21 protein-coding genes are annotated in these 25584 nt (G+C 61.2%); 6 read left to right on the forward strand and 15 right to left on the reverse strand.

Annotation, left to right across the window (positions count from 1 at the left end; genetic code table 11):
• Window positions 1-95: 95 nt before the first annotated feature.
• A complete protein-coding gene (locus NWV16_RS16520) occupies window positions 96-2420 on the reverse strand; it encodes an FdhF/YdeP family oxidoreductase (protein ID WP_260519924.1) in 2325 nt (774 codons plus the stop codon).
• 357 nt (window positions 2421-2777) lie between these two features.
• Between NWV16_RS16520 and moaA the strand changes: the two genes are divergently transcribed.
• Both moaA and NWV16_RS16530 read left to right on the forward strand, forming a co-directional pair.
• A complete protein-coding gene (gene moaA, locus NWV16_RS16525) occupies window positions 2778-3776 on the forward strand; it encodes a GTP 3',8-cyclase MoaA (protein ID WP_260519925.1) in 999 nt (332 codons plus the stop codon).
• Window positions 3777-3804: 28 nt separating this feature from the next.
• Complete coding sequence (locus tag NWV16_RS16530) at window positions 3805-4704, forward strand: bestrophin family protein (RefSeq protein WP_260519926.1); 900 nt, start codon at window positions 3805-3807, stop codon at window positions 4702-4704.
• Between the two features lie 28 nt (window positions 4705-4732).
• On the opposite strand, the gene NWV16_RS16535 is transcribed toward NWV16_RS16530, so the two are convergent.
• The 3 genes from NWV16_RS16535 to NWV16_RS16545 form a co-directional block, all read right to left on the reverse strand.
• Window positions 4733-6019, reverse strand: a complete 1287-nt coding sequence (locus NWV16_RS16535) for an ATP-binding protein (RefSeq protein WP_260519927.1) — start codon at window positions 6017-6019, stop codon at window positions 4733-4735.
• Window positions 6020-6727 (reverse strand): response regulator, encoded by a 708-nt coding sequence (locus tag NWV16_RS16540; protein WP_260519928.1) that lies wholly within the window; start codon window positions 6725-6727, stop codon window positions 6020-6022.
• Window positions 6728-6866: 139 nt separating this feature from the next.
• Entirely contained in the window at window positions 6867-7475 is a 609-nt protein-coding gene (locus NWV16_RS16545) for a tRNA-(ms[2]io[6]A)-hydroxylase (protein ID WP_065260605.1), read from the reverse strand.
• Between the two features lie 158 nt (window positions 7476-7633).
• Between NWV16_RS16545 and NWV16_RS16550 the strand changes: the two genes are divergently transcribed.
• On the forward strand, window positions 7634-8497 hold the full coding sequence (locus NWV16_RS16550; protein ID WP_260519929.1) for a universal stress protein: 864 nt from the start codon (window positions 7634-7636) through the stop codon (window positions 8495-8497).
• Between the two features lie 45 nt (window positions 8498-8542).
• Here the strand turns inward: NWV16_RS16550 and NWV16_RS16555 are convergent, their stop codons facing one another.
• Window positions 8543-9013 carry a DUF1289 domain-containing protein gene (locus tag NWV16_RS16555; RefSeq protein ID WP_085711613.1) on the reverse strand — a complete coding sequence of 157 codons (471 nt, stop codon included), beginning with the start codon at window positions 9011-9013 and terminating at the stop codon, window positions 8543-8545.
• A gap of 468 nt (window positions 9014-9481) precedes the next feature.
• Between NWV16_RS16555 and acnB the strand changes: the two genes are divergently transcribed.
• The gene (gene acnB, locus NWV16_RS16560; RefSeq protein ID WP_260523545.1) at window positions 9482-12091 is read left to right on the forward strand and encodes a bifunctional aconitate hydratase 2/2-methylisocitrate dehydratase; all 2610 of its coding nucleotides are present in this window, start codon (window positions 9482-9484) and stop codon (window positions 12089-12091) included.
• A 68-nt stretch (window positions 12092-12159) separates the two neighbouring features.
• On the opposite strand, the gene NWV16_RS16565 is transcribed toward acnB, so the two are convergent.
• From NWV16_RS16565 to NWV16_RS16585, 5 genes are all read right to left on the reverse strand, one after another.
• Window positions 12160-13818 (reverse strand): SulP family inorganic anion transporter, encoded by a 1659-nt coding sequence (locus NWV16_RS16565; RefSeq protein ID WP_260519930.1) that lies wholly within the window; start codon window positions 13816-13818, stop codon window positions 12160-12162.
• Window positions 13808-14092 (reverse strand): ParB-like protein, encoded by a 285-nt coding sequence (locus NWV16_RS16570; RefSeq protein WP_260519931.1) that lies wholly within the window; start codon window positions 14090-14092, stop codon window positions 13808-13810. Before NWV16_RS16570 ends, NWV16_RS16565 begins: the two co-directional genes overlap by 11 nt.
• 137 nt (window positions 14093-14229) lie before the next feature.
• A complete protein-coding gene (locus tag NWV16_RS16575; protein WP_260519932.1) occupies window positions 14230-15510 on the reverse strand; it encodes an HAAAP family serine/threonine permease in 1281 nt (426 codons plus the stop codon).
• A gap of 256 nt (window positions 15511-15766) precedes the next feature.
• Window positions 15767-15937: a hypothetical protein gene (locus NWV16_RS16580; protein WP_248740835.1), complete on the reverse strand. Its 171-nt coding sequence runs from the start codon at window positions 15935-15937 to the stop codon at window positions 15767-15769.
• A gap of 48 nt (window positions 15938-15985) precedes the next feature.
• Window positions 15986-16273, reverse strand: a complete 288-nt coding sequence (locus NWV16_RS16585; RefSeq protein WP_409519305.1) for a hypothetical protein — start codon at window positions 16271-16273, stop codon at window positions 15986-15988.
• Between the two features lie 181 nt (window positions 16274-16454).
• Here NWV16_RS16585 and NWV16_RS16590 point away from each other — a divergent pair, with 181 nt between their 5' ends.
• On the forward strand, window positions 16455-16838 hold the full coding sequence (locus tag NWV16_RS16590; RefSeq protein ID WP_260519933.1) for a tautomerase family protein: 384 nt from the start codon (window positions 16455-16457) through the stop codon (window positions 16836-16838).
• Between the two features lie 174 nt (window positions 16839-17012).
• Window positions 17013-17981: a 2-hydroxyacid dehydrogenase gene (locus NWV16_RS16595; RefSeq protein WP_260519934.1), complete on the forward strand. Its 969-nt coding sequence runs from the start codon at window positions 17013-17015 to the stop codon at window positions 17979-17981.
• Here NWV16_RS16595 and tssA read toward each other — a convergent pair.
• From tssA to NWV16_RS16620, 5 genes are read right to left on the reverse strand one after another with little or no spacing between them, the layout of a single operon-like run.
• Window positions 17978-19060, reverse strand: coding sequence for a type VI secretion system protein TssA (gene tssA, locus NWV16_RS16600; RefSeq protein WP_260519935.1), 1083 nt, complete (start codon window positions 19058-19060; stop codon window positions 17978-17980). The genes NWV16_RS16595 and tssA overlap by 4 nt on opposite strands.
• Window positions 19057-22878 carry a type VI secretion system protein gene (locus NWV16_RS16605; RefSeq protein ID WP_260519936.1) on the reverse strand — a complete coding sequence of 1274 codons (3822 nt, stop codon included), beginning with the start codon at window positions 22876-22878 and terminating at the stop codon, window positions 19057-19059. Before NWV16_RS16605 ends, tssA begins: the two co-directional genes overlap by 4 nt.
• A complete protein-coding gene (locus NWV16_RS16610; protein ID WP_260519937.1) occupies window positions 22875-23639 on the reverse strand; it encodes a DotU/TssL family secretion system protein in 765 nt (254 codons plus the stop codon). Before NWV16_RS16610 ends, NWV16_RS16605 begins: the two co-directional genes overlap by 4 nt.
• An 18-nt stretch (window positions 23640-23657) precedes the next feature.
• Window positions 23658-24989 carry a type VI secretion system baseplate subunit TssK gene (gene tssK, locus NWV16_RS16615; protein ID WP_260519938.1) on the reverse strand — a complete coding sequence of 444 codons (1332 nt, stop codon included), beginning with the start codon at window positions 24987-24989 and terminating at the stop codon, window positions 23658-23660.
• Between the two features lie 46 nt (window positions 24990-25035).
• Window positions 25036-25482, reverse strand: coding sequence for a type VI secretion protein (locus NWV16_RS16620; RefSeq protein WP_260519939.1), 447 nt, complete (start codon window positions 25480-25482; stop codon window positions 25036-25038).
• Window positions 25483-25584: the final 102 nt, after the last annotated feature.

Here is a 25584-nt window from a genome sequence, read left to right on the forward strand (position 1 = left end):
CAAGGCCGAAAAGCGGCAGCACACGCTCGGGCCACCGCCAGGCGCGAACGCCTGCAGCCAGTCGGATTGCAAAAGGGTTGGATCCCGTGGGTCGGTCAGGCCACCGACGACGGGATCAGGTTGCTCGCCTCGGCCGCTTCGAGGCGGATCGCCACGAATTTGGAAGTCGGCGTGTAGGTGCGGTCACCGTAGCTTTCCAGCGGCACCAGCGGATTGGTTTCCGGGTAGTACGCAGCCGCCTGCCCGGCCGGGATGTCGTAGGCGATCAGGGTGAAACCGCTGACCCGACGTTCACGCTCGTCGTCCCACAGCGCCACCAGATCGACCTTCTGCCCCGGTTCGAAACCCAGCCGGCGAATGTCCTGTTCGTTGGCGAACACCACGTCGCGCATGCCGTAGACCCCACGATAACGGTCGTCGAGGCCATACAGCGTGGTGTTGTACTGATCGTGGGAACGCATGGTTTGCAGGATCAGATGCGGCTTGACCGGCAAGTTGCGCACGCCTTCGCTGACCAGATGCTCGGGCAGCACACACGGCGTGAACTGAGCCTTGCCGGATTCGGTTTTCCAGACGCGGTCCGAGGCGTCGTTGCCGAGATGGAAGCCACCGGGGATCAACAGTTTTTCGTTGAAATGTTCGAAACCCGGAATCACGTCGGCAATCAGATTGCGAATGCGCCCGTAATCGCCCACCGCCCATTCCCAGTCGATCGGGTGCTTGCCCAGCGTGGCGGCGGCGATTCCGGCGATGATGGCCGGTTCGGACTTCAGGTACGCCGACTTCGGCTTCAATTGACCGAACGACAAATGCACCATGCTGAAGGTGTCCTCCACGGTCACACCTTGCGGGCCTTCGGCCTGAACATCGATGTCGGTGCGGCCCAGACACGGCAAAATCAATGCGTCACGTCCGGTCACCAGGTGGCTGCGGTTGAGCTTGGTCGAGATGTGCACGCTCAGGTCGAGTTTGCGCATCGCCGCGTGGGTGCGCGGGGTGTCCGGCGTGGCTTGAGCAAAGTTGCCGCCCAGGCCGATGAACACCTTGGCTTCACCACGTTCCATGGCACCGATCGCCATCACCGTGTTGTGGCCGTGCATGCGCGGCACCTTGAAGTTGAAGCGTTTTTCCAGAGCGTCCATCAGCTCGGTCGGCGCCAGTTCGTTGATGCCCATGGTGCGGTCGCCCTGCACGTTACTGTGGCCGCGCACCGGCGACAGCCCGGCACCCGGACGGCCGACGTTGCCGCGCAGCAGTTGCAGGTTGATGACTTCCTGCAGGGTCGGCACCGAATGCACGTGCTGCGTCAGGCCCATGGCCCAGCACATGATCACGCTCCTGGCACGGGCATACATGCGCGCGGCCAGTTCGATGTCGGCGAGGGTCACGCCAGACTGCTCGACGATGTGCTCCCAACTCGTGGCATCGACTTCGGCGAGATAGCTGTCCAGCCCCGACGTGTGCTCGGCAATGAATGCGCGATCGAACATCGGCTCGCCGCCCGTGGCTTGGGCTTCACGTTCCCATTGCAGGAGAAACTTGGCCATGCCGCGAATCATCGCCATGTCGCCACCCAGTGCCGGGCGGAAGTACGCGGTGTTGGTCGCTTCCCAGCCGTTGCTGAGCATCTCGATCGGGTTCTGCGGATTCTGGAAACGCTCCAGCCCACGCTCCTTGAGCGGGTTGATGCACACCACCTGAGCGCCGCGTTTCACTGCTTCACGCAGCGGTTCGAGCATACGCGGGTGGTTGGTGCCGGGGTTCTGGCCGATGACGAAGATCGCGTCCGCGTGGTGCAGGTCTTCATAGACCACCGTGCCTTTGCCGACACCGAGGCTCTCACCCATGCTCACCGCACTGGCTTCGTGGCACATGTTGGAGCAGTCCGGGAAGTTGTTGGTGCCGTAGGCGCGAACGAACAACTGATAGAGAAACGCCGCTTCATTACTGGCGCGGCCCGAGGTGTAGAACTCGGCTTCGTGGGGCGATTTCAGGCCCTTGAGGTGTCGGGCGATCAAGGCGAAGGCTTCGTCCCAGGTGGTTTCGACATAGCGGTCGATCCGCGCGTCGTAGCGCATCGGATGGGTGATCCGGCCCTGATATTCAAGCCAGTAATCGCTTTGCTCGGCCAGGGTCGACACCGTGTACTTGTTGAAGAACGCCGGATCGACCAGGCGCCCGGTGGCTTCCCAGTTCACCGCTTTGGCGCCGTTCTCGCAGAACTTCAGCATGCCCGCGCCGGGCGCTTCACCCCAGGCGCAACCGGGGCAGTCGAAACCGCCGTTCTGGTTGGTCTTGAGCATGGCGCGGATGTTTTTCAGGGCGTTTTCACTGCCCAGCCAGTTTTTGGTGAGGCTGATGACAGCGCCCCAACCCGCAGCGGCGCCCTTGTAGGGTTTGTAACGGTCGACTTGTGACATGGGACTTCTCCATGACGATGCACACAGGCAAAAACCTGATCGGGTTTAAACAGCGACGACTGACTTTCAAGTTCAAAAGCGGTCGTTTCGTTTGACGGAAACAAGGATATGAACCGCTGCAAAAACTTGTCTAATCGCTATTAATGACTACGTTATCGAAAGCATCTATCACGGAATAAAACCCTTTAAATACGGTAAGTTGCAAAACTAACGCGAGTAACGAGTCGTGAAAGAACATTCATCATCGAGCCCATCAATCGGCCATTCATTAATAGTGATTGGACGCCTTTGAAAGTTGTCCATAACCTGCGCCAACTCCCACCGTTAACAACGGTTTTTCATACCTGCGAGGCTGTCATGTCAGAGCGCGTCCTGATCGATGGATACAACCGCCGCGTCGACTACCTGCGCATGTCGGTCACCGACCGCTGCGACTTTCGCTGCGTTTATTGCATGGCCGAAGACATGCAGTTCCTGCCGCGCCAACAGGTGCTGACACTGGAGGAGATCTTTCAACTGGCGCAGAGCTTCGTGGCGCTGGGCACTCGCAAGATCCGCCTGACCGGTGGCGAGCCGCTGATTCGTCCCGGCGTCGTCGGCTTGTGCAAGCAGATCGCCGCCCTGCCCGGCCTGCGTGAACTGTGCCTGACCACCAACGGCTCGCAGCTCGGCAAACTCGCCGGTCCGCTGTTCGACGCCGGGGTCAGGCGCCTCAACGTCAGCCTCGACAGCCTCGATGCCGAGCGCTTCAGACAAATGACCCGCACCGGTGACCTGGAACAAGTGATCAACGGCATCGATGCCGCACGCGAGGCCGGTTTTACCCGCACTAAACTCAACTGCGTGGTGATGCAGGGCCGCAACGATCACGAGATCAACGATCTGGTGCAGTTCGCCATCGAGCGGGATCTGGATATTTCCTTCATCGAGGAAATGCCGCTCGGGATCATCAGCGAACACAGCCGCGCCGAGGCGTTCTTCTCCAGCACTCAGGTGCGCGAGCGGATCGCCGAGCGCTACACCCTGATCGACTCCGCCGAGTCGACCCAGGGACCGTCGCGTTACTGGCGACTGGCCGAAGCGCCGCACATCCGGCTGGGATTCATCTCGCCCCACAGCCACAACTTCTGCGGTACCTGTAACCGGGTGCGGCTGACCGTCGAGGGACGTTTGCTACTGTGTCTGGGGAACGAGCATTCGGTGGATCTGAAAGCCGTGCTGCGCGCCCATCCGGGTCAACCGCAGCGGCTCGAGAAAGCGATCATCGACGCCATGAAGCTCAAGCCTTACCGGCACAACTTCGAAGTGAACGACGACGTGCAAGTGGTGCGTTTCATGAACATGACCGGCGGCTGAACCGCCACGTTTTCAAGGCAAAAACAGCATGATCATCCGACCCAAAGTCAACCAGTTCGCCATTCTGTTCACCCTCAAGGGCTCGATCGCCAAGCGCATCGCGCTGCGCACCTTGATGGTCACGCTGCTGGCCTCGGCCATCGTGCTGGTGGAAATCCTCCATCCAAGCAACTTCACCAAGGTCAACGCCACACCCTTCACGCTGCTCGGCCTGTCGCTGTCGATCTTCATGAATTTTCGCAACAACGCCTGCTACGACCGCTGGTACGAAGCACGCAAGGCCTGGGGCGAAGTGATCGTGCATGTGCGTTCCTTTATTCGCGAAACCCATGTCATCCGCGAATCGGCGCAGCGCCGCCTGCTGTTGCTCAACCTCTGCGGTTTCGCCCATGCCTTGAATGCGCGTCTGCGCCGGGAAAGCGAAGCCGCCGCCAGCGCCGAATGGATCACCCCGCAGCATGACGCACAGGTGCCGGACTACAGCGGACGGATCCTGCAGACGATCGGCCAGCAATGTTCCGATCTGCATGAAGCGGGCGACCTCAGCGAATGGCGCTACCTGTTGCTGGCCAACCACTTGACCAGCCTGACCCAGGCGCAAGCGGTGTGCGAGCGGATCAAGAACACGCCGCTGCCCTTCCCTTACACCCTGCTGCTGCACCGCACGATTTATCTGTTCTGCATCCTGTTGCCATTCGCCATGGCCGAACCGCTGGGCTGGCTGACGCCGCTGTTCACGGCGATTGTCAGCTATACCTTTTTCGGTCTGGATGCGATTGCCGATGAGCTGGAAGACCCGTTCGGGCGCGATGAAAACGATTTACCGACCGATGCGCTGGTGCGGGGCATCGAGCGGGATATTCTGGCAGAGCTGGGCGTCGAGCCTTTGCCGCCCGCCCTGAAACCGGTGGACTACGTCCTCAGTTGAACGAGACCCTCCCTTCAGGGGCAAGTGATCAATCCAGATGCGCCCAGGTCATGCGAAACGACGCCCCGCCCCACGGTGATTCGCCGACCTCGACCTGCCCGCCATGGGATTGCGATACCCGGCGTACCAGCGCCAGCCCGAGACCGAAGCCGCCGGTGCGGCGATCACGGCTGGCATCCAGGCGCGAGAACGGTTCGAAAATCTTCTCCCGGCCTTCCAGCGGCACGCCCGGACCGTCGTCGTTGACCTTCACCTCGTATTGATCACCGGTACGTACCAGCGAGACCTCGACCCGCTGCTCGGCATAGCGAATGGCATTGCGCAGCAGATTGATCACCGCCCGCGCCATGAAGCGCGGTTCGATCCGCACCTCTTCGACCCGGCACTCGCCAATCAGCAGTTGCACACCCGCCGCCTCGGCCTCCAGCGCCACACTCCCGACCACACTGTCGAGCCAGTTGGCAGCCTGGATGTTTTCCCGGGTGATCACCGTCGCGCCGCGTTCGAGGCTGGCGTAGGTCAGCAGTTCGGAGACCATTTCTTCCAGTTCGCCAAGGTCGGCGTACATATCGGCAATCAGCTCGCGGTTCTGGCTGGCGTCGGGCTGCTGCTTGAGCTGATCGAGCTCGAACGACAACCGCGCAATCGGCGTGCGCAGTTCGTGGGACACAGCGTTGGTCAGTTCACGCTGATTGGCGATCAGGCCTTCGATACGCGCCGCCATCAGGTTGAAGTGCTCGGCCAGATCGCGGATGTTCGAACGCCTGGACAGCTGGATCCGCACCGACAGGTCGTTGTCGCCGAATCGCTCGGCGGCCAGTCGCAGCTTTTCCAGATCACGCCAGTGCGGGCGTACCCAGAAGTACAGGACGATGCCAAGCAGCACGGCCAGCATCATGTAAGCCGCCGAAATGTAGAACGGCATCAGGCTCGGCTCGGGCGGCAGCTTGATGCTGAGCAGTTGCGAGCCGCCGTCGATGTTGCTGATGAATTGCGTGTAGTCGTGGCGGATCACCAGCAGACCCTGGGCCAGTTCGGTTTTTTCCTCATCGCTGAGGTTCAGTTGATCGGCCTCGACCAGACTCAGTGTCAGCCCGTAGTGCGGACGCAGCGCGTCCAGTTGCGCCTCGCGCGCTGCGCCTTGCTGGTCGCGCATGTGCTCGATCAACGACCAGGCCTGTCCACGCACCGCCTCGCGGTTGTAGGCCTGCATCTGGTTGTCGAGCAGTGCGTTGAAGGTGTGTTCGACGGTTTGCAACGCCGCCACCAGCCCGACGGTCATCACCAGAAACAGGCCGAGAAATAACCGCAGCATCTACAACTCCCACGCAAACGGATTGAACAGATAGCCCTTGCCCCACACGGTCTTGATGCACACCGGTTCGCGAGGATTGTCCTTGAGTTTGTTGCGCAGCTTGCTGATGTACACGTCAACGCTGCGATTGAGGCCATCGAAGGCGATACCGCGCATGCGGTTGAGGATGTCATCACGCGACAGAATGGTGCCGGCGGCACTGGCCAGCAGCCACAGCAGTTCGAATTCCATGGTGGTCAGCTCGATCACTTCACCGGCCAGACGCACTTCCCGGCAGCTGCGATCAATGTGCAACTGGCCGAACTCCAGGGAGCTGACCACGCCGCTGTCCGGCACCTGACGGCGCTGGAGTGCCCGCAGACGGGCCAACAGCACGGGCGGTTTGATCGGTTTGATCACGTAATCGTCGGCACCTGACTCCAGGCCCAGAATGTGGTCGAGGTCATCTTCCTTGGCGGTCAGGATGACAATCGGCGTGTCCGAGACGCTGCGGATCTCCCGGCACACGTGCAGACCGCTTTGTCCCGGCAGCATGAGGTCGAGCACCACGACTTTGGGCCTGAATTCGAGAAACGCAGCCACCGCCAGGTCGCCGCGATGCACCGTGCGCACCTCGTAGCCGTGTTGTTCGAGAAAGTGGGCGATCAGCGCAGCCAGGCGCTCATCGTCTTCCACCAGCAGGACTCTGCCAAAACCCAGGTTATCCATAACGACCGTCGCCAACCCTCAGAAAAGTGGGCGACATTATGGCGGCATTCGCAGGCAAGACGTTTATTGCGGGCAGCAAAAACCGGCCACTTGGGCCGGTTTTCGTTGAAGTTTCATGCTCTTAAGAGTTTTTAACAATTCATGCCGCGACGGGTACGCCACTGTGGAAACGGAATTCCTCGTCCGGGGACTCGATCAGGTCCCGCTCGGCGGCGCGGACTTTCTCGATCACTTGAGCGATGTCCCTGGCGTCGCCGTACTGGTAGGCCAGTTTCAGGTAACCCTGGAAATGCCGGGCCTCGCTTTTCAGCAGACCGAAGTAGAACTTGCCGAGTTCTTCGTCCAGGTGCGGCACCAGCGCTTCGAAACGCTCGCAACTGCGGGCTTCGATGAAGGCGCCGACCACCAGGGTGTCGACCAGTTTCACCGGTTCGTGGCTGCGCACCACTTTGCGCAGGCTCGAGGCATAACGACCGGCGTGAAGCTGGCGCAGTTCGATCTTGCGTCGTTTCATGATGCGCATGACCTGCTCGTGGTGCACCAGTTCTTCCCGGGCCAGACGCGACATCATGTTGATCAGATCGACATGAGAGTGGTACTTGGCGATCAGGCTCAACGCGGTGCTGGCGGCCTTGAACTCGCAGTTCTTGTGGTCGATCAGCAGGGTTTCCTGATCGGCCAGCGCGGCCTGGACCCAGGCGTCTGGCGTGCGGCAGCCAAGGAATTCGTGGATTTCGGGAAGGATCATGGGGCTCACGGTCAAAGGTGTTCGAGCGAAGGTCGCCGATTATACCGGCCTGCCCGCAGACCACCAGCCGCCGGTGTTGATATGCATCAAGTCGCAGACCGATGAGCAACAACTATAGTTGTGCAACGCCGTGCCTTTTCATTGCTGGAGACTCACTCATGCAAGCCATTCGCAGCATTCTGGTGGTCATCGAACCCGAACACGCGGAAAGTCTGGCGCTCAAGCGTGCCAAGCTGATCGCCGGGGTGACCCAGGCCCATCTGCACCTGCTGGTCTGCGACAAGAAGCACGATCACGCGGGCATGCTCAGCGTGCTCAAGGCCGCGCTGCTGGCGGACGGCTACAGCGTCACCACCGAGCAGGCGTGGAACGAGAGCCTGCACGATACCATCATCGACGTGCAGCAAGCCGAAGGTTGCGGGCTGGTGATCAAACAGCACTTCCCCGACAGCCCGCTGAAAAAGGCCCTGCTGACCCCGGCGGACTGGAAACTGCTGCGACACTGCCCGACCCCGGTGCTGCTGGTGAAAACCGCCGGTTCCTGGAAGGACAAGGTGATTCTGGCGGCAGTCGATGTGGGCAACGCCGACGGCGAACATCGTCACCTGCACACCACCATCATCGATCACGGCTATGACATTGCCAGCCTGGCCAAGGGGCATCTGCACGTGATTACCGCCCATCCATCACCGATGCTGTCGGCGGCGGACCCGACCTTCCAGCTCAAGGAAACCATCGAGGCGCGTTATCGCGAGCAGTGCCGGGCGTTCCAGGCCGAGTTCGATGTGGATGACGAACATCTGCATGTCGAGGAAGGCCCCGCGGATGTGCTGATTCCGTTCATGGCGCACAAACTGCAGGCTGCAGTGACCGTGATCGGCACCGTGGCACGCACCGGGTTGTCAGGGGCGTTGATCGGCAATACCGCCGAAGTGGTGCTGGATGCGCTGGAAAGCGATGTGCTGGTGCTCAAGCCGCAGGAGGTTGAAGACCATTTGGTGGAGTTGGCGGTCAAGCATTAAGCACTGTTGTCATCCTGTGGCGAACATGTTCGCCACAGGTAACGCTCACTCGCCCAGCGCGTCCTTCAAAAAGCCGGGCGCGATGTAGCGCTGATAGTGGGCTTCCGACAGCAGGAAAAATTCCCGATCAATGGCATCGCGCAACTCCGGCAGGTTCCAGTCGCGGAACTCCGGCAGCAGCACCATCCCGTAGGCTTCCAGATTAATGATCACCCGCGCGCCCCGGGCGATCAGCTGATAGGCCCAGCAATATTCCGACTGGTGCGGCACGAAGCGGATCTTTCTCTGCTCAAGCTGCTGGCGCAGCCGCGCCGGATCGAAGACCTCGACCTTGCTGGCCATCACCTGTGACAGCAATTGCTCGAGACGCAGCCACACCGCGCGTTTTTCCTCCTCGTTGTAACCGTTCCAGTGGATCACTTCGTGGTGGAAACGCTTGCAGCCACGGCATACCAGATCACCGTAAACAGTGGAGCAGAGGCCGACGCAGGGGGTCTTGATGGTCTGATTGGGCATAAAGGAGCAGAACACTTGAAACGCGGAACAGGTCGGCATGTTAGCCCTTTGTCCGGCATTCATCACCCCTCAAACCTCAGGGGCAAGCGCTGGATCGCGGTTTGGCCCGCCAGCGCGCAACGCCACCAAAGTCCAATAGAGCCCGACTTACCTTTAAATTTTTTTTGCCGTAGAATCAGCCAGCCTTTTTAGGCGCCAATGTCCGTTAGAAGCTGTTTTCAAAGCGTCACGAGCACAGTCGTTCCTTCAGAGCGGTGTTGGCGGAGGTTTTTTCCAGCGGGGAAAACCCCTTCGCCAACCCTCATCAGCTCCCCGTTCTGCAGGCGTAAAACTTTGAAAGCAGCTTCTGTAAGGAATTGCCGGTAATTCTGGCCGAACGACCCACAACGTCGTGAGGAGCATGAGTACGGCAATTTCGGGATGAGCGTCCCGGACACCCATTTGGGACCACTGATGAGGGTAATAACTGTGCTTGAAGCCTACCGCAAACATATCGAAGAGCGCGCAGCACTGGGTATCGTTCCCCAGCCGCTTAACGCCGAACAAACTGCAGGCCTGGTCGAGCTGCTGAAGAATCCTCCGGCTGGCGAAGAAGCTTTCCTCGTTGACCTGATCACCAATCGCGTACCACCGGGAGTGGACGAAGCCGCTTACGTCAAGGCCGGTTTCCTGTCCGCCATCGCCAAGGGCGAAGCCACCTCCCCGCTGATCGACAAGAAGCGCGCCGTCGAACTGCTCGGCACCATGCAGGGCGGCTACAACATCGCCACCCTGGTTGAGCTGCTGGACAACGCCGAACTGGCCGCCGTCGCAGCCGAACAGCTCAAGCACACCCTGCTGATGTTCGATGCCTTCCACGACGTGGCCGAAAAAGCCAAGGCGGGCAATGTCCACGCCAAGGCCGTGCTGGAATCCTGGGCCGCCGGCGAGTGGTTCACCAACAAGCCTGCCATCGCCGACAAGTACAGCCTGACCGTTTTCAAGGTGCCTGGCGAAACCAACACCGACGACCTGTCCCCTGCCCCGGACGCCTGGTCGCGTCCTGACATCCCGCTGCACGCCCTGGCCATGCTGAAAATGGCCCGTGACGGCATCGTGCCTGAGCAACAAGGCGCCATTGGCCCGCTCAAGCAGATCGAAGAAGTCAAGGCCAAGGGCTTCCCGGTCGCCTATGTGGGTGACGTGGTCGGTACCGGTTCTTCGCGTAAATCCGCCACCAACTCGGTGCTGTGGTTCTTCGGCGACGACATTCCTTACGTTCCGAACAAGCGCGCCGGTGGTTTCTGCTTCGGCTCGAAAATCGCCCCGATCTTCTACAACACCATGGAAGACGCCGGCGCACTGCCGATCGAGTTCGACGTCTCGAACCTGAACATGGGCGACGTCATCGACGTTTACCCGCACGCCGGCAAAGTCTGCAAGCACGGCACCGACGAGGTCATCACCACCTTCGAACTGAAGACTCCGGTGCTGCTGGACGAAGTCCGCGCCGGTGGCCGTATCCCGCTGATCGTCGGCCGCGGCCTGACCGAGAAGGCGCGTGCCGAACTGGGCCTGGGCCCGACCGATCTGTTCAAGCTGCCTGAAGCACCTGTCGACACCGGCAAGGGCTACACCCTGGCACAGAAGATGGTCGGCAAGGCCTGCGGCCTGCCAAAAGGCAAAGGCGTGCGTCCTGGCACCTACTGCGAACCGAAGATGACCACCGTCGGCTCTCAGGACACCACCGGTCCTATGACCCGTGACGAACTGAAAGACCTGGCGTGCCTGGGCTTCTCCGCCGATCTGGTGATGCAGTCCTTCTGCCACACTGCGGCTTATCCGAAGCCGATCGACGTGACCACCCACCACACCCTGCCTGACTTCATCATGACCCGTGGCGGCGTTTCCCTGCGTCCGGGCGACGGCATCATCCACTCGTGGCTGAACCGCATGCTGCTGCCGGACACCGTGGGTACCGGTGGTGACTCGCACACCCGTTTCCCGATGGGCATCTCGTTCCCGGCCGGTTCCGGTCTGGTCGCGTTTGCCGCCGCCACCGGCGTCATGCCGCTGGACATGCCGGAATCGATCCTGGTCCGCTTCAAGGGCAAACTGCAACCTGGCATCACCCTGCGTGACCTGGTTCATGCCATCCCTTACTACGCGATCCAGAAAGGTCTGCTGACCGTCGAGAAGAAAGGCAAGAAGAACGCCTTCTCCGGCCGCATCCTGGAAATCGAAGGCCTGGACGAACTGACCGTCGAGCAGGCATTCGAACTGTCCGACGCCTCCGCCGAGCGTTCCGCCGCCGGTTGCACCATCAAGCTGCCGGAAAAGGCCATTGCCGAATACCTGCAGTCGAACATCACCCTGCTGCGCTGGATGATCGGCGAAGGCTACGGCGATGCCCGCACCATGGAACGTCGTGCCCAGGCGATGGAAGCCTGGCTGGCCAACCCTGAGCTGATGGAAGCCGACAAGGACGCCGAATACGCCGAAGTGATCGAGATCGATCTGGCCGACATCAAAGAGCCTGTGCTCTGCGCGCCGAACGATCCGGATGACGCCCGTCTGCTCTCCAGCGTGGCTGGCGAGAAGATCAACGAAGTGTTCATCGGTTCGTGCATGACCAACATCGGTCACTTCCGCGCTGCCGGCAAACTGCTGGATCAGGTCAAGGGCCAGCTGCCAACCCGTCTGTGGCTGTCGCCGCCGACCAAGATGGACGCGCACCAGCTGACCGAAGAAGGCTACTACGGCATCTACGGCAAGGCCGGCGCCCGCATGGAAATGCCGGGCTGCTCGCTGTGCATGGGTAACCAGGCACGCGTCGAGCCGAACAGCACCGTGGTGTCGACGTCGACCCGTAACTTCCCGAACCGTCTGGGTGACGGCGCGAACGTCTACCTGGCTTCGGCCGAGCTGGCGTCCGTGGCATCGATCCTGGGTCGCCTGCCGACCGTCGAGGAGTACATGGAATACGCTGGCAAGATCGACAGCATGGCGGCCGATGTTTACCGCTACCTGTCCTTCGACCAGATTGCCGAGTTCCGTGAAGCGGCCGCGAACGCCAAGATCCCTGTCGTTCAAGCCTGACGCTGCAACGCAATGAAAAAACGCCGCCCATCGTGAGATGAGCGGCGTTTTTTTATGCCTGCGCAAACTCATGCATTCAGTTTGAGTGCCTGCCGAACCGCACCGTCCACACTCAAGTCACTCAGCACGACCTGCTCGCGCTCCTGCTCGGGCAATTGCATCAGCACCGTCTGCGCCTGGTGCTTGAGACGCGCCAGAATCAACAGCTTGTCTTCGGCCCGCACCTGCAGGAAAAACGCTTCCAGCGCCTCGATGCTGGTGCCGTCCAGGTCCGGCGATTCCTCCAGACTCAGGATGATCGTGTGCACCGTCGCCGGCGCATGGCGAGCCCGCCGCAGCGCGCCGCCGAGAATCCGCTCCACATTGGCAAAGAACAGCGCCTCACTCGGTCGCACGATCAACACGCCGGGGACTTCCTGTGCATCCGGATGACGCTGCACGTCGACATAGTCGTGGCCGCCGCCCATCTGACCCAGCACCTGGATATCCGCCGAGGACATCTGCTTGAGCATCAGCACCACGCTGATTGCCACCGCCAGCAGCAAACCGTCGAGTACGCCCAGCACCAGAACCGCCGCCACCGCACAGATCACCAATAAACGGTCGCGTCGCCAGATGAAGTAGCGCCCCAGCGGTTGCAGGCTCAACGCCCGCCCCAGAGCGTGAATCACGATGGCGGCCAGCACCGGTTCCGGTGTCAGAGCAATGTAAGGCAGCACCGTCACCACGATCAGTAGCACCACCAGCGCCGCGACAATTCCCGCCAGGCGTGAGGTGGCGCCCGCCGCTTCATTGGCGGAGGTTGCCGAATACCCCGCTCCGGCCGGCATGCCATGAAACAGCCCCGACAACAGGTTGGACGTCCCCAGAGCAAGCAGATCACGGTTCGATGAAACCCGGTCGCCATGTTTCAAGGCAAACGAGCTGATCGACCCGTACGACTCGGCATACAGAATCATCACCATGGCGAACGCCAGTTCCCCGAGGCGCAGCCAGTCGGCAAACGGCATGTCCGGCAGGCTGGGCGTTTCCAGCGCCAGATCGATCATCCCGATCAACTTCACCCCGTGGGCCGGCAGATCCAGCCATTGGCTGGCGGCAATCCCCAAGGCGACAACAATCAATCCACCTGGTACGCGGCGAAACCGGGCACAGACCATCAGTATCAGCAACGCCGTCACCGCCACTGCGGCACCCGCCAGGTTCCAGTGCGACCATTGCCCGAGCAATTGCGGCAGGAAACGGATCAGGTTGCCGTCCGTGAGGTGAACATCGACGACGCTCGCCACCTGCTTGAGGATGATCGTCACCGCCAGCCCCAAGGCGAAGCCGCGCAATACCGGTTTGGCAATAAATGAAGTGACGCTACCGAGCTTGAACAGCCCTGCCAGCAAGAACAACACCCCAGTCATCATCACCAGGCCGACCGCCAGGCTCAGGCGCAATGCCGGATCGCCGCCGGCCAGCGAAGCCGTCGCCGCCGCCAGCACCGCTGCCGATGAAGACGTGGCCGAGACCACTGCAAAGCGGCTGGTGCCGATCAATGCGTAACACAGCAGCCCGGCGAACAACGCAATCACGCCGGCCTGCGGCGGCAGCGCGGCAATACTCGAATACGCCACGGCTTCGGGCAACAACAGACCGGCAATCGACAACCCGGCCAGCAGGTCCTGGCTACGGCCTTGCACTTCGGGTCGGGAAGCGGCACTCAGAGGTTCAGTTGACAATCGGACCCACCCACTCCGGCAGATATCGTGCTTCCTGACTGCGGGCCAAGTTCATGGCCTTACTCTGCAATTTGGGGCTCAGGTTATTGATCTGATCACTGGCGATGCGGCTGCGAAAGAAGTCGGCCCAGAGGAATTCACTGTAGGGCGCGGCGTCCTTGGCATAACCACCGGCCCGGCGCAGGCGTCCGGCGAAACTGCGATAAGGGTCGTCCTGCAGATCGGCGATGGACCTGGGATTGGCGCTGATCAGTTGGGGTCGGGCACGGGGCATGAGGCATCTCCGGGGAAAAGTGCCTTTCAAGCGTAGCCGTTTAAATCTGCGGATGGGTGCCCTGGATCAGGCACTGAGAGGGTCCTGCAAAAACGGGGGCGAATTGCTCGCCCCCGTCTGCTGCTGCCGGCCTGGAATCAGGCGGCCAGCGAGTAGATCAACGCCGAAATGGCCACAAGGCCTACGGCAACGACAAACACGTTCGACGCCTGACCGCGATAACGGGCCATGGCCGGCACCTTGCGGATCGCATACATCGGCATCAGGAACAGAATCGCCGCGATGACCGGGCCACCGATGGTTTCGATCATGCCCAGAATGCTCGGGTTCAGGGTCGCCACGATCCAGCACACCACCAGCATGAACGCCGCGACAATGCGATCCAGAGCCTTGGCGCCAGGGCGCTTGCCACTCTTCACGATCAGGCCTTTGAGGCCTTCGCTGGCTCCGATGTAATGGCCCAGGAACGACTTGGAAATCGCCACGAACGCAATCAGCGGTGCCGCGAACGCGATGGTCGGGTTGCTGAAGTGGTTGGCCAGGTACGACAGGATCGACAGATTCTGCGCCTTGGCTTCCGCCAGTTGTTCCGGCGACAGGGTCAGTACGCAACTGAAGACGAAGAACAGCACCATCACCACCATCAGCAGGTGGGCGCGGGACAGGATCTGCGAGCTGCGTTCATCGGCATGAACACCGTAACGGCGCTTCTGGTCTACCGCGAATGCCGAGATGATCGGCGAGTGGTTGAACGAGAACACCATCACCGGGATCGCCAGCCACAGCGTGTGCAACAGCGCCGACGGCGCCGGCACCTGGGAAGCGGTGCTGAGGATGCCGCCGTTCCAGTGCGGAATCAGGTACACCGCGAGGAACAGCAGCGCGACGATGAACGGATACACCATCAGGCTCATGGCCTTGACGATCACTTGCTCGCCGCAGCGCACCACGGCCAGCAGGCCGAGAATCAGTGCGAACGACAGCAACGCGCGCGGTGGCGGCGTGATGTGCAGTTGATGTTCGAGGAAGCTGGCGACGGTGTTGGTCAGGCCGACGCTGTAGATCAGCAGGATCGGGAAGATCGCGAAGAAATAAAGCAGAGTGATCAGCGCGCCGGCCTTGATGCCGAAATGCTGTTCCACCACGTCAGTGATGTCGGCGCCTTCGCGACCGGAAAGCACGAAGCGGGTCAGGCCGCGATGTGCAAAGAAAGTCATCGGGAATGCCAGCAGCGCGAGGATCACCAGCGGCCAGAAGCCACCCAGACCTGCGTTGATCGGCAAAAACAGGGTGCCGGCGCCGATGGCCGTCCCGAACAGTCCCAACATCCAGGTAGTGTCTTGGCGACTCCAGCTCGACAATTGGGCTGGCGCTGCCGTTTCAAAGCGTTGTTCGACGCTATTGGCCTGATCATTCATCCGGTCGGATCTCCGCATTCCGGTCACTTGCCACTCGGTCAGGACGCGTCGGAAAAAACCGACAGACATGCTCCGGCCGAAACAGGGGCGCGATTCTCCGCGATAAATGAGCAGAAGCAAAGACTTAGCTGAGGAATGGTTGTGCGGAGCAGATTGGAGGGTTGTCGTTTTTGGGAAAATAGCTGTCGGCACCAGATACGTAAAATGTCGTTTTGTGACACGTTCCGGCGCCGAGTGCGCCATGGGGAAAACCCGATCAAATCGATCGGGCCAACATGAAGCCAAGGGACATGCAAAAGATACCCAGACCCAGCAAGCCCCAGATCGGGCGCATTTCTTTCCTGTTTTTGATCCGCATTTTTTCGGCCCACTCATCGTGTTCCCGCTCCAGTTGTTCCATTCTGGCTTTGGCGTCATAGGTGCTCATGTTGATTTCCTTTTGGGTCATGTGTCTGGAGATGGCGAAAACGAACGCTCAAAACCTGAAAAAGACGCGCGCCAATGCCGCGCTTGCCGTTAACACGCCGGCCACTACCGCGACTGGATAAAAATACGTCTCCCACTTCAGCTTCTTTTCTTCCGCCAGAAGCTTTTGCCGTTCAGCCACAAGTTTTCGCGTTTCGTTGTGCAGCCTGTCGAGTTCCAGGTTTTCACGGTTGTTATGAAGCATTGGCCTTCCTTGGCTGATGGCAATTTCCGTCCAGGCCGCCGCTTCATCCTGAAGAGCGAGCCCTGTCCTGCTCTCTATGTTTTCGTGCTTCACATCTCACCGTATAGCGGATAAATCCGGCAGCACTCGTAGGCAACATCCGTAAATCCCGCAGTACGAGGCGTCCGTTTCCTAACGTTTTTAAACAAACTCACCTACTGGCATTTTTCGGCTATACCCAATGGCGAACCGACTGACAGCCCCGTCCAGTTCCCCTGTCCCATGGAGCCCGAACATGCCCCTCGTTCGCATCGAACTCAAGAAACGCCCCGACCCGACCTTCGCCAGGCGCGTCGGCGAGCAGATCTACGCCGCCATGCGCAACACGATCAATGTGCCGGAACACGACAATTTCCAGATCCTGGCCGAGCACGACGGCGAGCATTTCGTCTTCGATACGCAATACCTGGGGATCCAGCGCAGCGACCAATTGGTGATTATCCAGATCACCCTCAATGAAGGCCGAACCCTGGAGCAGAAAAAGGCGCTGTACCAGACCATTGCCGGCAACCTGAACACACAGCTGTCGATCCGGCTGGAGGATGTGTTCATCAATCTGGTCGAGGTAAAGAAAGAAAACTGGTCGTTCGGCAACGGCATCGCCCAGTACGCCAGTTGATGCATCTGTACATGGCATCGGGACTGCGTTCTGACGAAGCGCCCGCACGCGCCCCGTATCAGCTCCTACACTGGCTGGTGCGGGGCAATGTCGGCCATTGCCAAACCGCTGTGGAATCAGCACTCTGACACGACTTTCGCGCCCGACACGCCGACCGATCACAGGAGCCGAGCAATGCCCGCCACCGTTCTGGTACTGGTTGAAACCATCAATGACTACCTGCCGATACTCGAACGACAGGGCTTTCACCTGATCCTCGCGCCGACTCCCGCTGAACGTGCCCAGGCCATTGCTACCCACGGTACCCGTATCGACGCGGTACTGACCCGTGGCCCGCTGGGTCTGTACGCTGAAGAAATCGCCGCGCTGCCTGCGCTGAAAATCATCTGCGTGATCGGTGCCGGTTATGAGCAGGTGGACCTGCAAGCCGCCAGCAACCGGGGGATCACCGTGACCAACGGCGCCGGGGTCAACGCGTCGTCGGTGGCCGACCATGCCATGGCGCTGCTGCTGGCACTGGTGCGCGACATTCCACGCTGCGATGCGGCGGTGCGCCGTGGAGAATGGCCGAAGATCATGCGCCCGTCCCTGGCGGGCAAACGCATGGGCATTCTCGGCCTCGGCGCAGTGGGCATGGCCATCGCCAAACGGGCGAACCTGGGTTTCGACATGGAAATCAACTATCACAACCGCCAGGTGCGCAACGACGTGCCCTACGCATTCTGCTCGACCCCGACCGAGCTGGCGCGAGCGTCGGATTTTCTGGTGGTCGCGACGCCCGGCGGCATCGGCAGCCAGCATCTGGTGACCCGTGCAGTACTCGATGCCCTGGGGCCCAAGGGATTTATCGTCAACATTGCCCGTGCCAGTGTGATCAACACCGCGGACCTGATCACCGCCCTCGAACAACGGCGGATCGCCGGCGCCGCGCTGGATGTATTCGATCATGAACCTCAGGTGCCCGATGCACTGAAAACCCTGAGCAATGTGATTCTCACCCCGCACGTTGCCGGGCTGTCACCGGAAGCCACCCAGGGCACCGTGGAACTGGTGGGGAAAAACCTGGTGGCATTCTTTTCCGGGGAGCCGGTGCTGACACCGCTGACACTGCCGCCAAAACAGAACAACCAGCGCGTGCACTAAAGTACGCCGAGCAACGTCCACAGCCGTCGCGATTCGGCGTCGGCCGAGATCAGCTCGCCGAGCAGTTCGCTCAACGGCTTGTTGCCCCACTCCACCCCGCGCCGGATCAAGTACGGCACGGGGCTGTGGGGTTCGGTGCGGGCCAGGTATTCGGCGATCAGCAGCAATTGCCGATAGGCCTCTTCACGGTTCGCCGGCTCACGAAAGATCTGCGCCGTCACGGCGGCTTCCTCGACCGGTTGCGCCTCCACCACGGGGGCTTCGACGGGTGCGACCGGCGCCGGTTTTTGTGGGTGCATGGCAATGAACTCCTGAACCAGTTTCAGCAGCGCTTGAATGATGTCCTGCAAGGGCTGCAGAGCCGGCCCCTGATCACCGAGGTACGTATCGCTCCAGGCGTTCAGACGTTGCAGGTGTTGCTGGCTCAGCAGCAGATTGCCCTGTTGGCGCAGCCAGAACGCCAGCGGCGTGGCGCGCACCTGTTCGCTGAGTTTCTTCTGTTCATTGCGTGCGGTCTCCGCTGAAGCCTTGGCATTTTTGCTGTCGTTGACCTGCACCTGCTGCACCTGCAAACGGCGCCAGGTTTCCAGGTTGCAGGCCTCGAAATCGCTATTGTGCGAGCCGAACAGCGGCACCCGGGTCAGCAGCACCTCACTGTAACGCCGCACCAGCCACTCCAGCGGAATCACCCGCCACGACTGGTCGCCCTCCTCGGCCTGCGGGTGCAGCTGTTCAGGATAGCGCTCACACAATCCGGCGATCAGCGCCAGGCCGCCGGGCAATCCGTCCAGCCCCTGAAGATGCAGCCAGGCCTCGCCGAGCCAAGCGCTGAGCATCAGGTCCTTGCTGCGCTCGATCAGCAGCGTGGTGGTGAGTGTTTCCACTGCCGGCCAATTCGCCTGTTTCAACGTCGATTGCCAGACCCCGGTCGGCAGGCTCGCATCGTCTTCACGGCGCAGGTCGCGCAATTGATCGAACTCGCGTTCGTAACGCAGATCCGCACCACAAGGCGCATCAGGGCTGATCGGTGCGAGCAACTGATCAATCAGGTCGGGCAAGGTTGCAGATGGCAGGCTCACAGGCCCTCCTCGTGGGATTCAATGGCGGCGGTGGTGCCGGTCACCTGGAACGGCGAACGCGGCGCCCGGGTCGGCAACGGTGGAATCGACAGCGGCAGTTTTGAACCCTGGCTCATCAACGACAGCCGCACGAACATCCGGGTGAATTCGCTGGTGACACTGTCATTGAGCGCAGTGACCGGCAGGCGCAACGTCAAGGGAAAATCCGTGTAATCCATGCTTGGCTGGCGCTGCACCGAGAAATGCGCGCGCATCAGCCGCAACAATGACCATGGCCCGCCGTACTCCCAGCCCGCCTCCATGTCGCGCACCACCAGGTTTGGTTGCAGCGGATCATTGACCGGCCGCTCGCGGCCGTTGCGCGCCCAACGCAGGGTCAGGCGGATCGGCTGGCCGACCATCCAGCGCAGGTTCGGCTGCTCGGCGGCGGGATAGTTGATTTGCTGACTTCCCGCCAACAAGCCCCCGGCAATCACCTGATCGGCACCGCGCTCATCCTCACGATCAGTGCGCCAGCGAACGTCCATCTCGACACCCAGAATGCCGCTCTTGTCACGCACGAACAGCGGCGTCAGCCAGAGGCTTGCCTGCTTGAGACGGTTGAGAAAGTCTTCCGCCGCCAGTCGTTCCGGAGTCTGGCTCAGCACCAGTCCGGCCCGGGCCACCGGCAGACGCTTGTCGATGATTTCCAGAAAATGCTGCACCCGCGCCGGGTCCGCATCCTGCGCCTGCAAACCGTTGGCAAACGGAAAGCGATCAGCCAGGTACTGATTGAAATAGTTGGCCAGCTCATTCCACGCCACCGCAGCCTGCTGTTGTTGCAGGTACTGGCAACGCTGCATGGCCGACTGTTGCAACTCCACCGCACGCATCGCCAGGGTCCCGCGCCCACCCGCCAGATTGGCGGTCTGCAACACCTGCACGCAGGAGCCGGTATCCATCTCGATGAAATCGCGGCTGACCAGTTGCTCGATCTGCGCCGGCGAACTGGCCGGGTTCGAATCCTTGTACTTGAGCAGTTCGTCGTTGAGTGCGCTGAACTGGGTCACCCGTTCGTAATCCAGCGCCGACAGATTGCCCTGTTGGGTCATCAGCCACTGCAACGCCGAGGTGCGCCGCTCGGTGATGCCGAGCATGGTGTTGAATTGCTGCTTGAGGCTAAGTTTCAAATCCTGCACATCGCTGGCGCCGTACAGTTGCAGGCCGAGGTTTTTCGAGCCGTCCCACTGACTGATTTCAGTCCGGCCACCGAAAAGCGGTTGCGCGATGATTTCATCCAGGCCGTTGATGATCTGCGCCATGGCCCGGCGATTCAGAGCGCCTTGCAGACGCGCCGCCAGATCACTGCGATGGACTTCGACAAAGGCCCTCTGCAAAGCCATGGCCTGCTCGGCCTGCACATTGAACACCGCGTAAGGATGCGTCTGGTCGTTGTGATCCTTCAGGCTCAGCCACATGGCCTGCGCCGCCGCGCCTTCTGCCGCTTGCAGCAATGCCTCGCGATAAACCGGCGGGATTCGCGGCAGTTCTTCGGCGACATAACTCTTGTAACTGGTGAAGTAGTTGAGCGAGGTATTGAGGTCGTCGCCATCGACGGTCTGACCTTGCAGATTGACGTTGTCTTCGGTGGCGCGCATGGCGATGGACACGAAGTCGCGCCTGAACAGCGCCTGCACCGCGTTATTGAGTTTCACCACCTGATCCTGCAACGCCAGTTGCCCGCTGCCCTGTTGCACCAGCAAATTGCCACGCGAACCGATCTGGGCGATCCATTGGTCACGGAAACTCTGCTGCAACTTGCCTGCCTGGGCGTCAAGTTGTTGCTCGACCGCCGGCCCGAGCAACGTGCTCTTGCGCACCTTGTCGAGAAATTCGCGGTAGCCCGGCACCAGCTCCTGGCCCTTGCCGCGACTCCAGGTCGAGTTGGTCAGGGCAATCGCCGCTTGCAGGTCATCGATCAGCGCACGCAGGTCTTCCAGCTCGCTGAGGCTGTTGCCACTCCCGGCCTCGAGCTGCTCCAAGTGCAGTTTGAGGTAGCCGGCCCTGCTGACAAAGTTGTCGGCCAGGAAATACTGATCGAGCCAGCGCTCCATCAGTCCGTTGAAATTACTGACGATCAACGGCCGCTCGACACTCAAGTCCAGCGCCGGTAAATCAGCGCTGTCCCCCGCCGCCAACAGCCGGTTGTAGTAAGCGGCGTGAGGTACCGTCGCCGCATTGAGGTTGAGCGACAGCGCGTTGTTGCTCAGTTGCACCAGATCGTCCAACGGTACTCGCTGATTGTTCTGCACCTCGGCGAACAGCTGGTTCTGTTGCTCCAGACGCAGCGCCCGATCTACCAGGTCCGTGGCTTTCTGGTAGTTCTGCCACTGGGCCGGGTCTTCGCTTTCGACGCTGTTGCGCCGATCCGTCGCGCGGATCGCCTTGAGCTTCGCCAGCTCCGCCACCAGCAATTCATGCAGCGGCTGGATCATATGACGCTGGGTGGCCTGGAACACCGCCCGTTCGATCTTCACATCGACAGAAGAAACCCACGATGACGGAAACGCCAGCGACACGTAGTGCCAGTGCGGTGCCTTTTCCAGCACCCGCCAGAAGCTCTGCACGTTGCGCCGGGTCGGCTCGACGCGGTGGGCGTCATCGGTGACCGTGACGTAACTCTTCTGCGCGCCCTGCATCAACCGCGCCAGTTCATGGGCATCCTTGACCGACTGGTTCCATACCCAGAACATCGCCAGCGCCCAGACGACTCCGACCACCAGCGCCACGCCGGCCGTCAGCCGTTGCCAACGCTGACGCAGGCGCAACAGACGCGGCACCCCCTGTGCCAGCCCCCGCTCGCCGACCAGGCGCTGGCGCCACAGCTGACGCATGAACACGCTGCGCTGCAGGCCACTGTCATCGGCGCTGAAGCCGTCCATTGCGTCGTCGGCCGGTTGGTTGGCGCTGAAATACACACCGCGAAAACACGGAGCCTCGCCCTGAGCGTTGCCCTGGAACACCGGTTCCAGCACGTTCTGCAGCCCCCGTCGCAGCGTTTCGAGACGTTCGGGCAAGGCGTACAGATCCGCAGTCAACTGCCCGGACAACGTACCGAGCTCAATCACCGCTTCGGCGACGGCGCGGTGCAGGCGGTCCAGCGCCTGATCACTCCACTGCCCCTGCCACACCGCATCTCGCGCAAACGGCGATGACCAGCCCAGGGTACGTTCGCGTGCCTCACCGGGCAGAGCACTGATCAGGTCCTGAAATCCCGGCAGTTCTTCAAGCCCGGTGACGATCACGTACACCGGCACGCTCAAACCAAAGCGCTGCAGCAGGTCGATGAAGCGTCGGCGCGCCGCAAGACCCAACTGCGTCGCCAGCTCCAGATTGCCCAGGCGACTGACTGGCACGGTCCAGATCACCCCGTCGAGCGGACGCTTGCTGCGCAGGCGCAGGATCAACCCGAGCAACCGCCACCAGCCGCCACGTTGCAAATGCATGCCGTCTTCCGGCAGAAACAGGCCTTGGGGTACCACCAGCACCGCGCCTTCAGGGTCCGACCACCAACGGCCGAACCAGGCCGGTTTGTCGGTGGGTTGCAGACGCCATTCGGTCACCAGTTGCGTACCCTGGACCTCATCGCCGAGCATCAGCAGCCATGGCAACTGATAACGATCGTGAGTGCCCTGCTCTTGCTGCATGTGCCGCACCGCAAGATAGAAGCTACGGATCGCCGCACCGCTTCGAGTGCGCAACCACCACACCGCCACCCCGACGATCACCAGCAGCAACAGTACCGCGGCCACCCACGCAACGATCGTCAAGGTACTCATGAGTCTTGCTCCGGCGCCGCCATCGAGGCGGTGGTTTGCAGCACCGGCTCCAGTTCGGAACGAATGTCGCTCCACAAGAACTGGCCGACCCCGGTCAGCAACAGCACCATCGCCAGAATCCCCAGCGCCAGACGAAAGCCGTCCGGCAACGCCGTACGCACCGGCAATTGCAGCGGCGCGGTCAGCGAAGGTTGTACCAGGCGCTGGCTGACATCGTCGTAACTGGCCTCGTCCTGCCAGGCAAACGTGAAAAGAGCCAGTCGCCACTTTTCCAGTTGCGCCTGACTGTGCTCGCCGCGCAGGCGCCCATGGAAACCAAGAATCAGGCATTGCAGGTAAACGTTGGCGAGATCGCGAGTGGTGGGTTGCTGTTCATCGAGAAGGGTCTGGATCGCCGCCGGCAACTGCTCACCCGCCTGCCGGCTGGAGTAGAGGCGCGATTCCAGGGGTTTTTCCTGCCAGGCGCTCTGGCCCGGCCATGGGCTGAACAGCAGCGTTTCATCGACCAGCGCAACGAAGGCGTACACCAGTGCCTTGACCTGTTCGGTCGCCGAGTCGCCGACCCGCGAAAACGCCGTGCGCCACAACCGTTGTGAAGCCTGGGTGGACAGTTCGACCACGGTTTCGACCAGCGCCGCATCGTCCTCGATGTCCTTGGGCAACTGCGTCCAGTCCAGTTGCCATTGCTGCCACATCTGACGGAACGCGCTGCTCAACGGTGCGTCCTGCAACCCAAGGCTTGCGGCACTTCCTTGCGACATACGGCGTTCCTTGTGTGATCAGACACTTTCACTGTTCTGGGCGACAAACAGCACCACTTGCCACGGACTGCTGGTCAACCGGGTGGCCGGTGCGGCGATCACCAGCGGCAATTGCGCGTCGAACCAGTTGCCTTCGGCTGTCACCACAAACAGTCGGGTGTCGTCGCCGACGCTATAGGCCACTTGTTCGCTGCGATTCATGGCCTGGTGCGTCAGGCCACTCATGCGCTGGCGGCTGAGCAAGGCGATGTGCGGCGCCGAGGCGATGATCGCGCCGCGCAGCCACTCGCCGGCCGCCTGTTCGCTGGCGCCATTGGGCATGCGCAGGCCGATGACCAGCCGCTGGCTCGGCTGTTCGTCCGGTAACTGAATGGAAAAGCTGTGTTCGCTGCGTTCGAAAGCGATGCTGCGGTAACCTGCGCGGATCAGCTCAAGCGTGGTTTCCAGCCAATCGAGCAGCGGTTCGTACCCACGCTGCAACTCGAAAAAATCCAGCGGTGCAAACGACGGCACGCCCGCCAGCGGATCCAGCGCCGACCACGCGCCGGCCAGCCCCAGCAGTTGCACATACAACGCCTGCGGATGGGCGACGCGACTGGTCAGCGAGCCTTCGACTTCCGGCAGCCGCGTCCATAACGCGGTCAGTTGGCGGCGGATCTCCAGCGCATCGTCCTGATTTCCGGACTGTTGTGCCTGCCGCAGACGCCCGCCGAGAAACAGGCATTTCTCACGGGCCCGCGCGCAGAGCCCGGCAATCCGCCGACCCAGCGGCGATTCCGGTAACAGGACCGGCGTCGGCGGCGTATAGGGCAACGGCAGGAAACCGCCGCCCTCCCTGCGGATTTTCAGCAACGGCAGGCAGATCGAGTCCGCCTTGTTGAGTTGCGTGCACAGACGCGGATTGGGTCGCCACACCGTGATCGATTCGGGGAACTCGCCGCTGGTGAGATCCGGCAGGGCCTCGCCGACCACCGACTGCAATCGCCCCTTGAGCGGCAGCAATTGACCGGCGCGCCACAAAGGGCTGATCGCGAGGTAAACGGTGACCGTCGCATCGTCTGTTTCGTTGATCGACGGGCCGACATCCAGCTCCAGCAACGGCCCGACACCTGCCTGCAGATTGACCGGCAAACCATCGGGCATCGTCCCTTGCAAGGACACCACGCGCACCACCCCGGCACTCATCGCCGAAGGGTCGAACTCCATGTGACTGACCCCAAAAAACCACGGATTGCACGCCTGGGCCAGATGCGCGCCGAGCGCTTCGGCCCGCAGGCCCTGCAACTGAAAATGCTGTGGCAGCAATTGCATGCCTTCATGCCAGCAGACCGCGTCAGGTAGCAGACTCATACGACTCCCTTCGACTGCACCGCGAACCGGCGGCGGACGGTTTTTTTCAGTTTTCCTTGCTGACCAGGGTCATCTCGCGGCTGTCGAACTTGAGCCACGCATCGCTCTGATCGTCCAGCCGCAAGCGGTGCGCTCCGGGTGTGTTATAGCTGGCGAAGACTAAAAGTCCAGCCGCCCGCTTGCCCCCCAGCGGGAAGGGTTGGCGGTCGATGAATTGCCCCGGTACCAGTTCCAGTCCCCACACGCTCATCAGCTGACGATAGTCGCGCTGGTACTGCTCGCGCCCGGCAAACCACTGCCGGGCGCTGATGCCTGACAGTTGCTTGAGCAGGTCTGGGTCATTGACCGCGATGAAATCCACGGCAATCGGGGTGTCGTCATTGGCCTTGGGCGCGACGTCGAGGGTGATGCTGTCGAGGTCGACTTTCGGCCCGAAGAATGAACAGCCCGCGAGCAGCGCAAAGCCGATTGTTAGAAAAAGTCGTGAAGACAAAATGAATTTTCCTTTTCGCGAGACAGTCCAAAAAAGTTTTTCGCTTGCATTTTTATAGACCTGTTCTAGCGTCTTGGGTAGTTCGGTTCCTACAGCCGAATG

This window comes from Pseudomonas sp. BW7P1 (assembly GCF_024981055.1).
GTDB classification, from domain to species: domain Bacteria; phylum Pseudomonadota; class Gammaproteobacteria; order Pseudomonadales; family Pseudomonadaceae; genus Aquipseudomonas; species Aquipseudomonas bananamidigenes.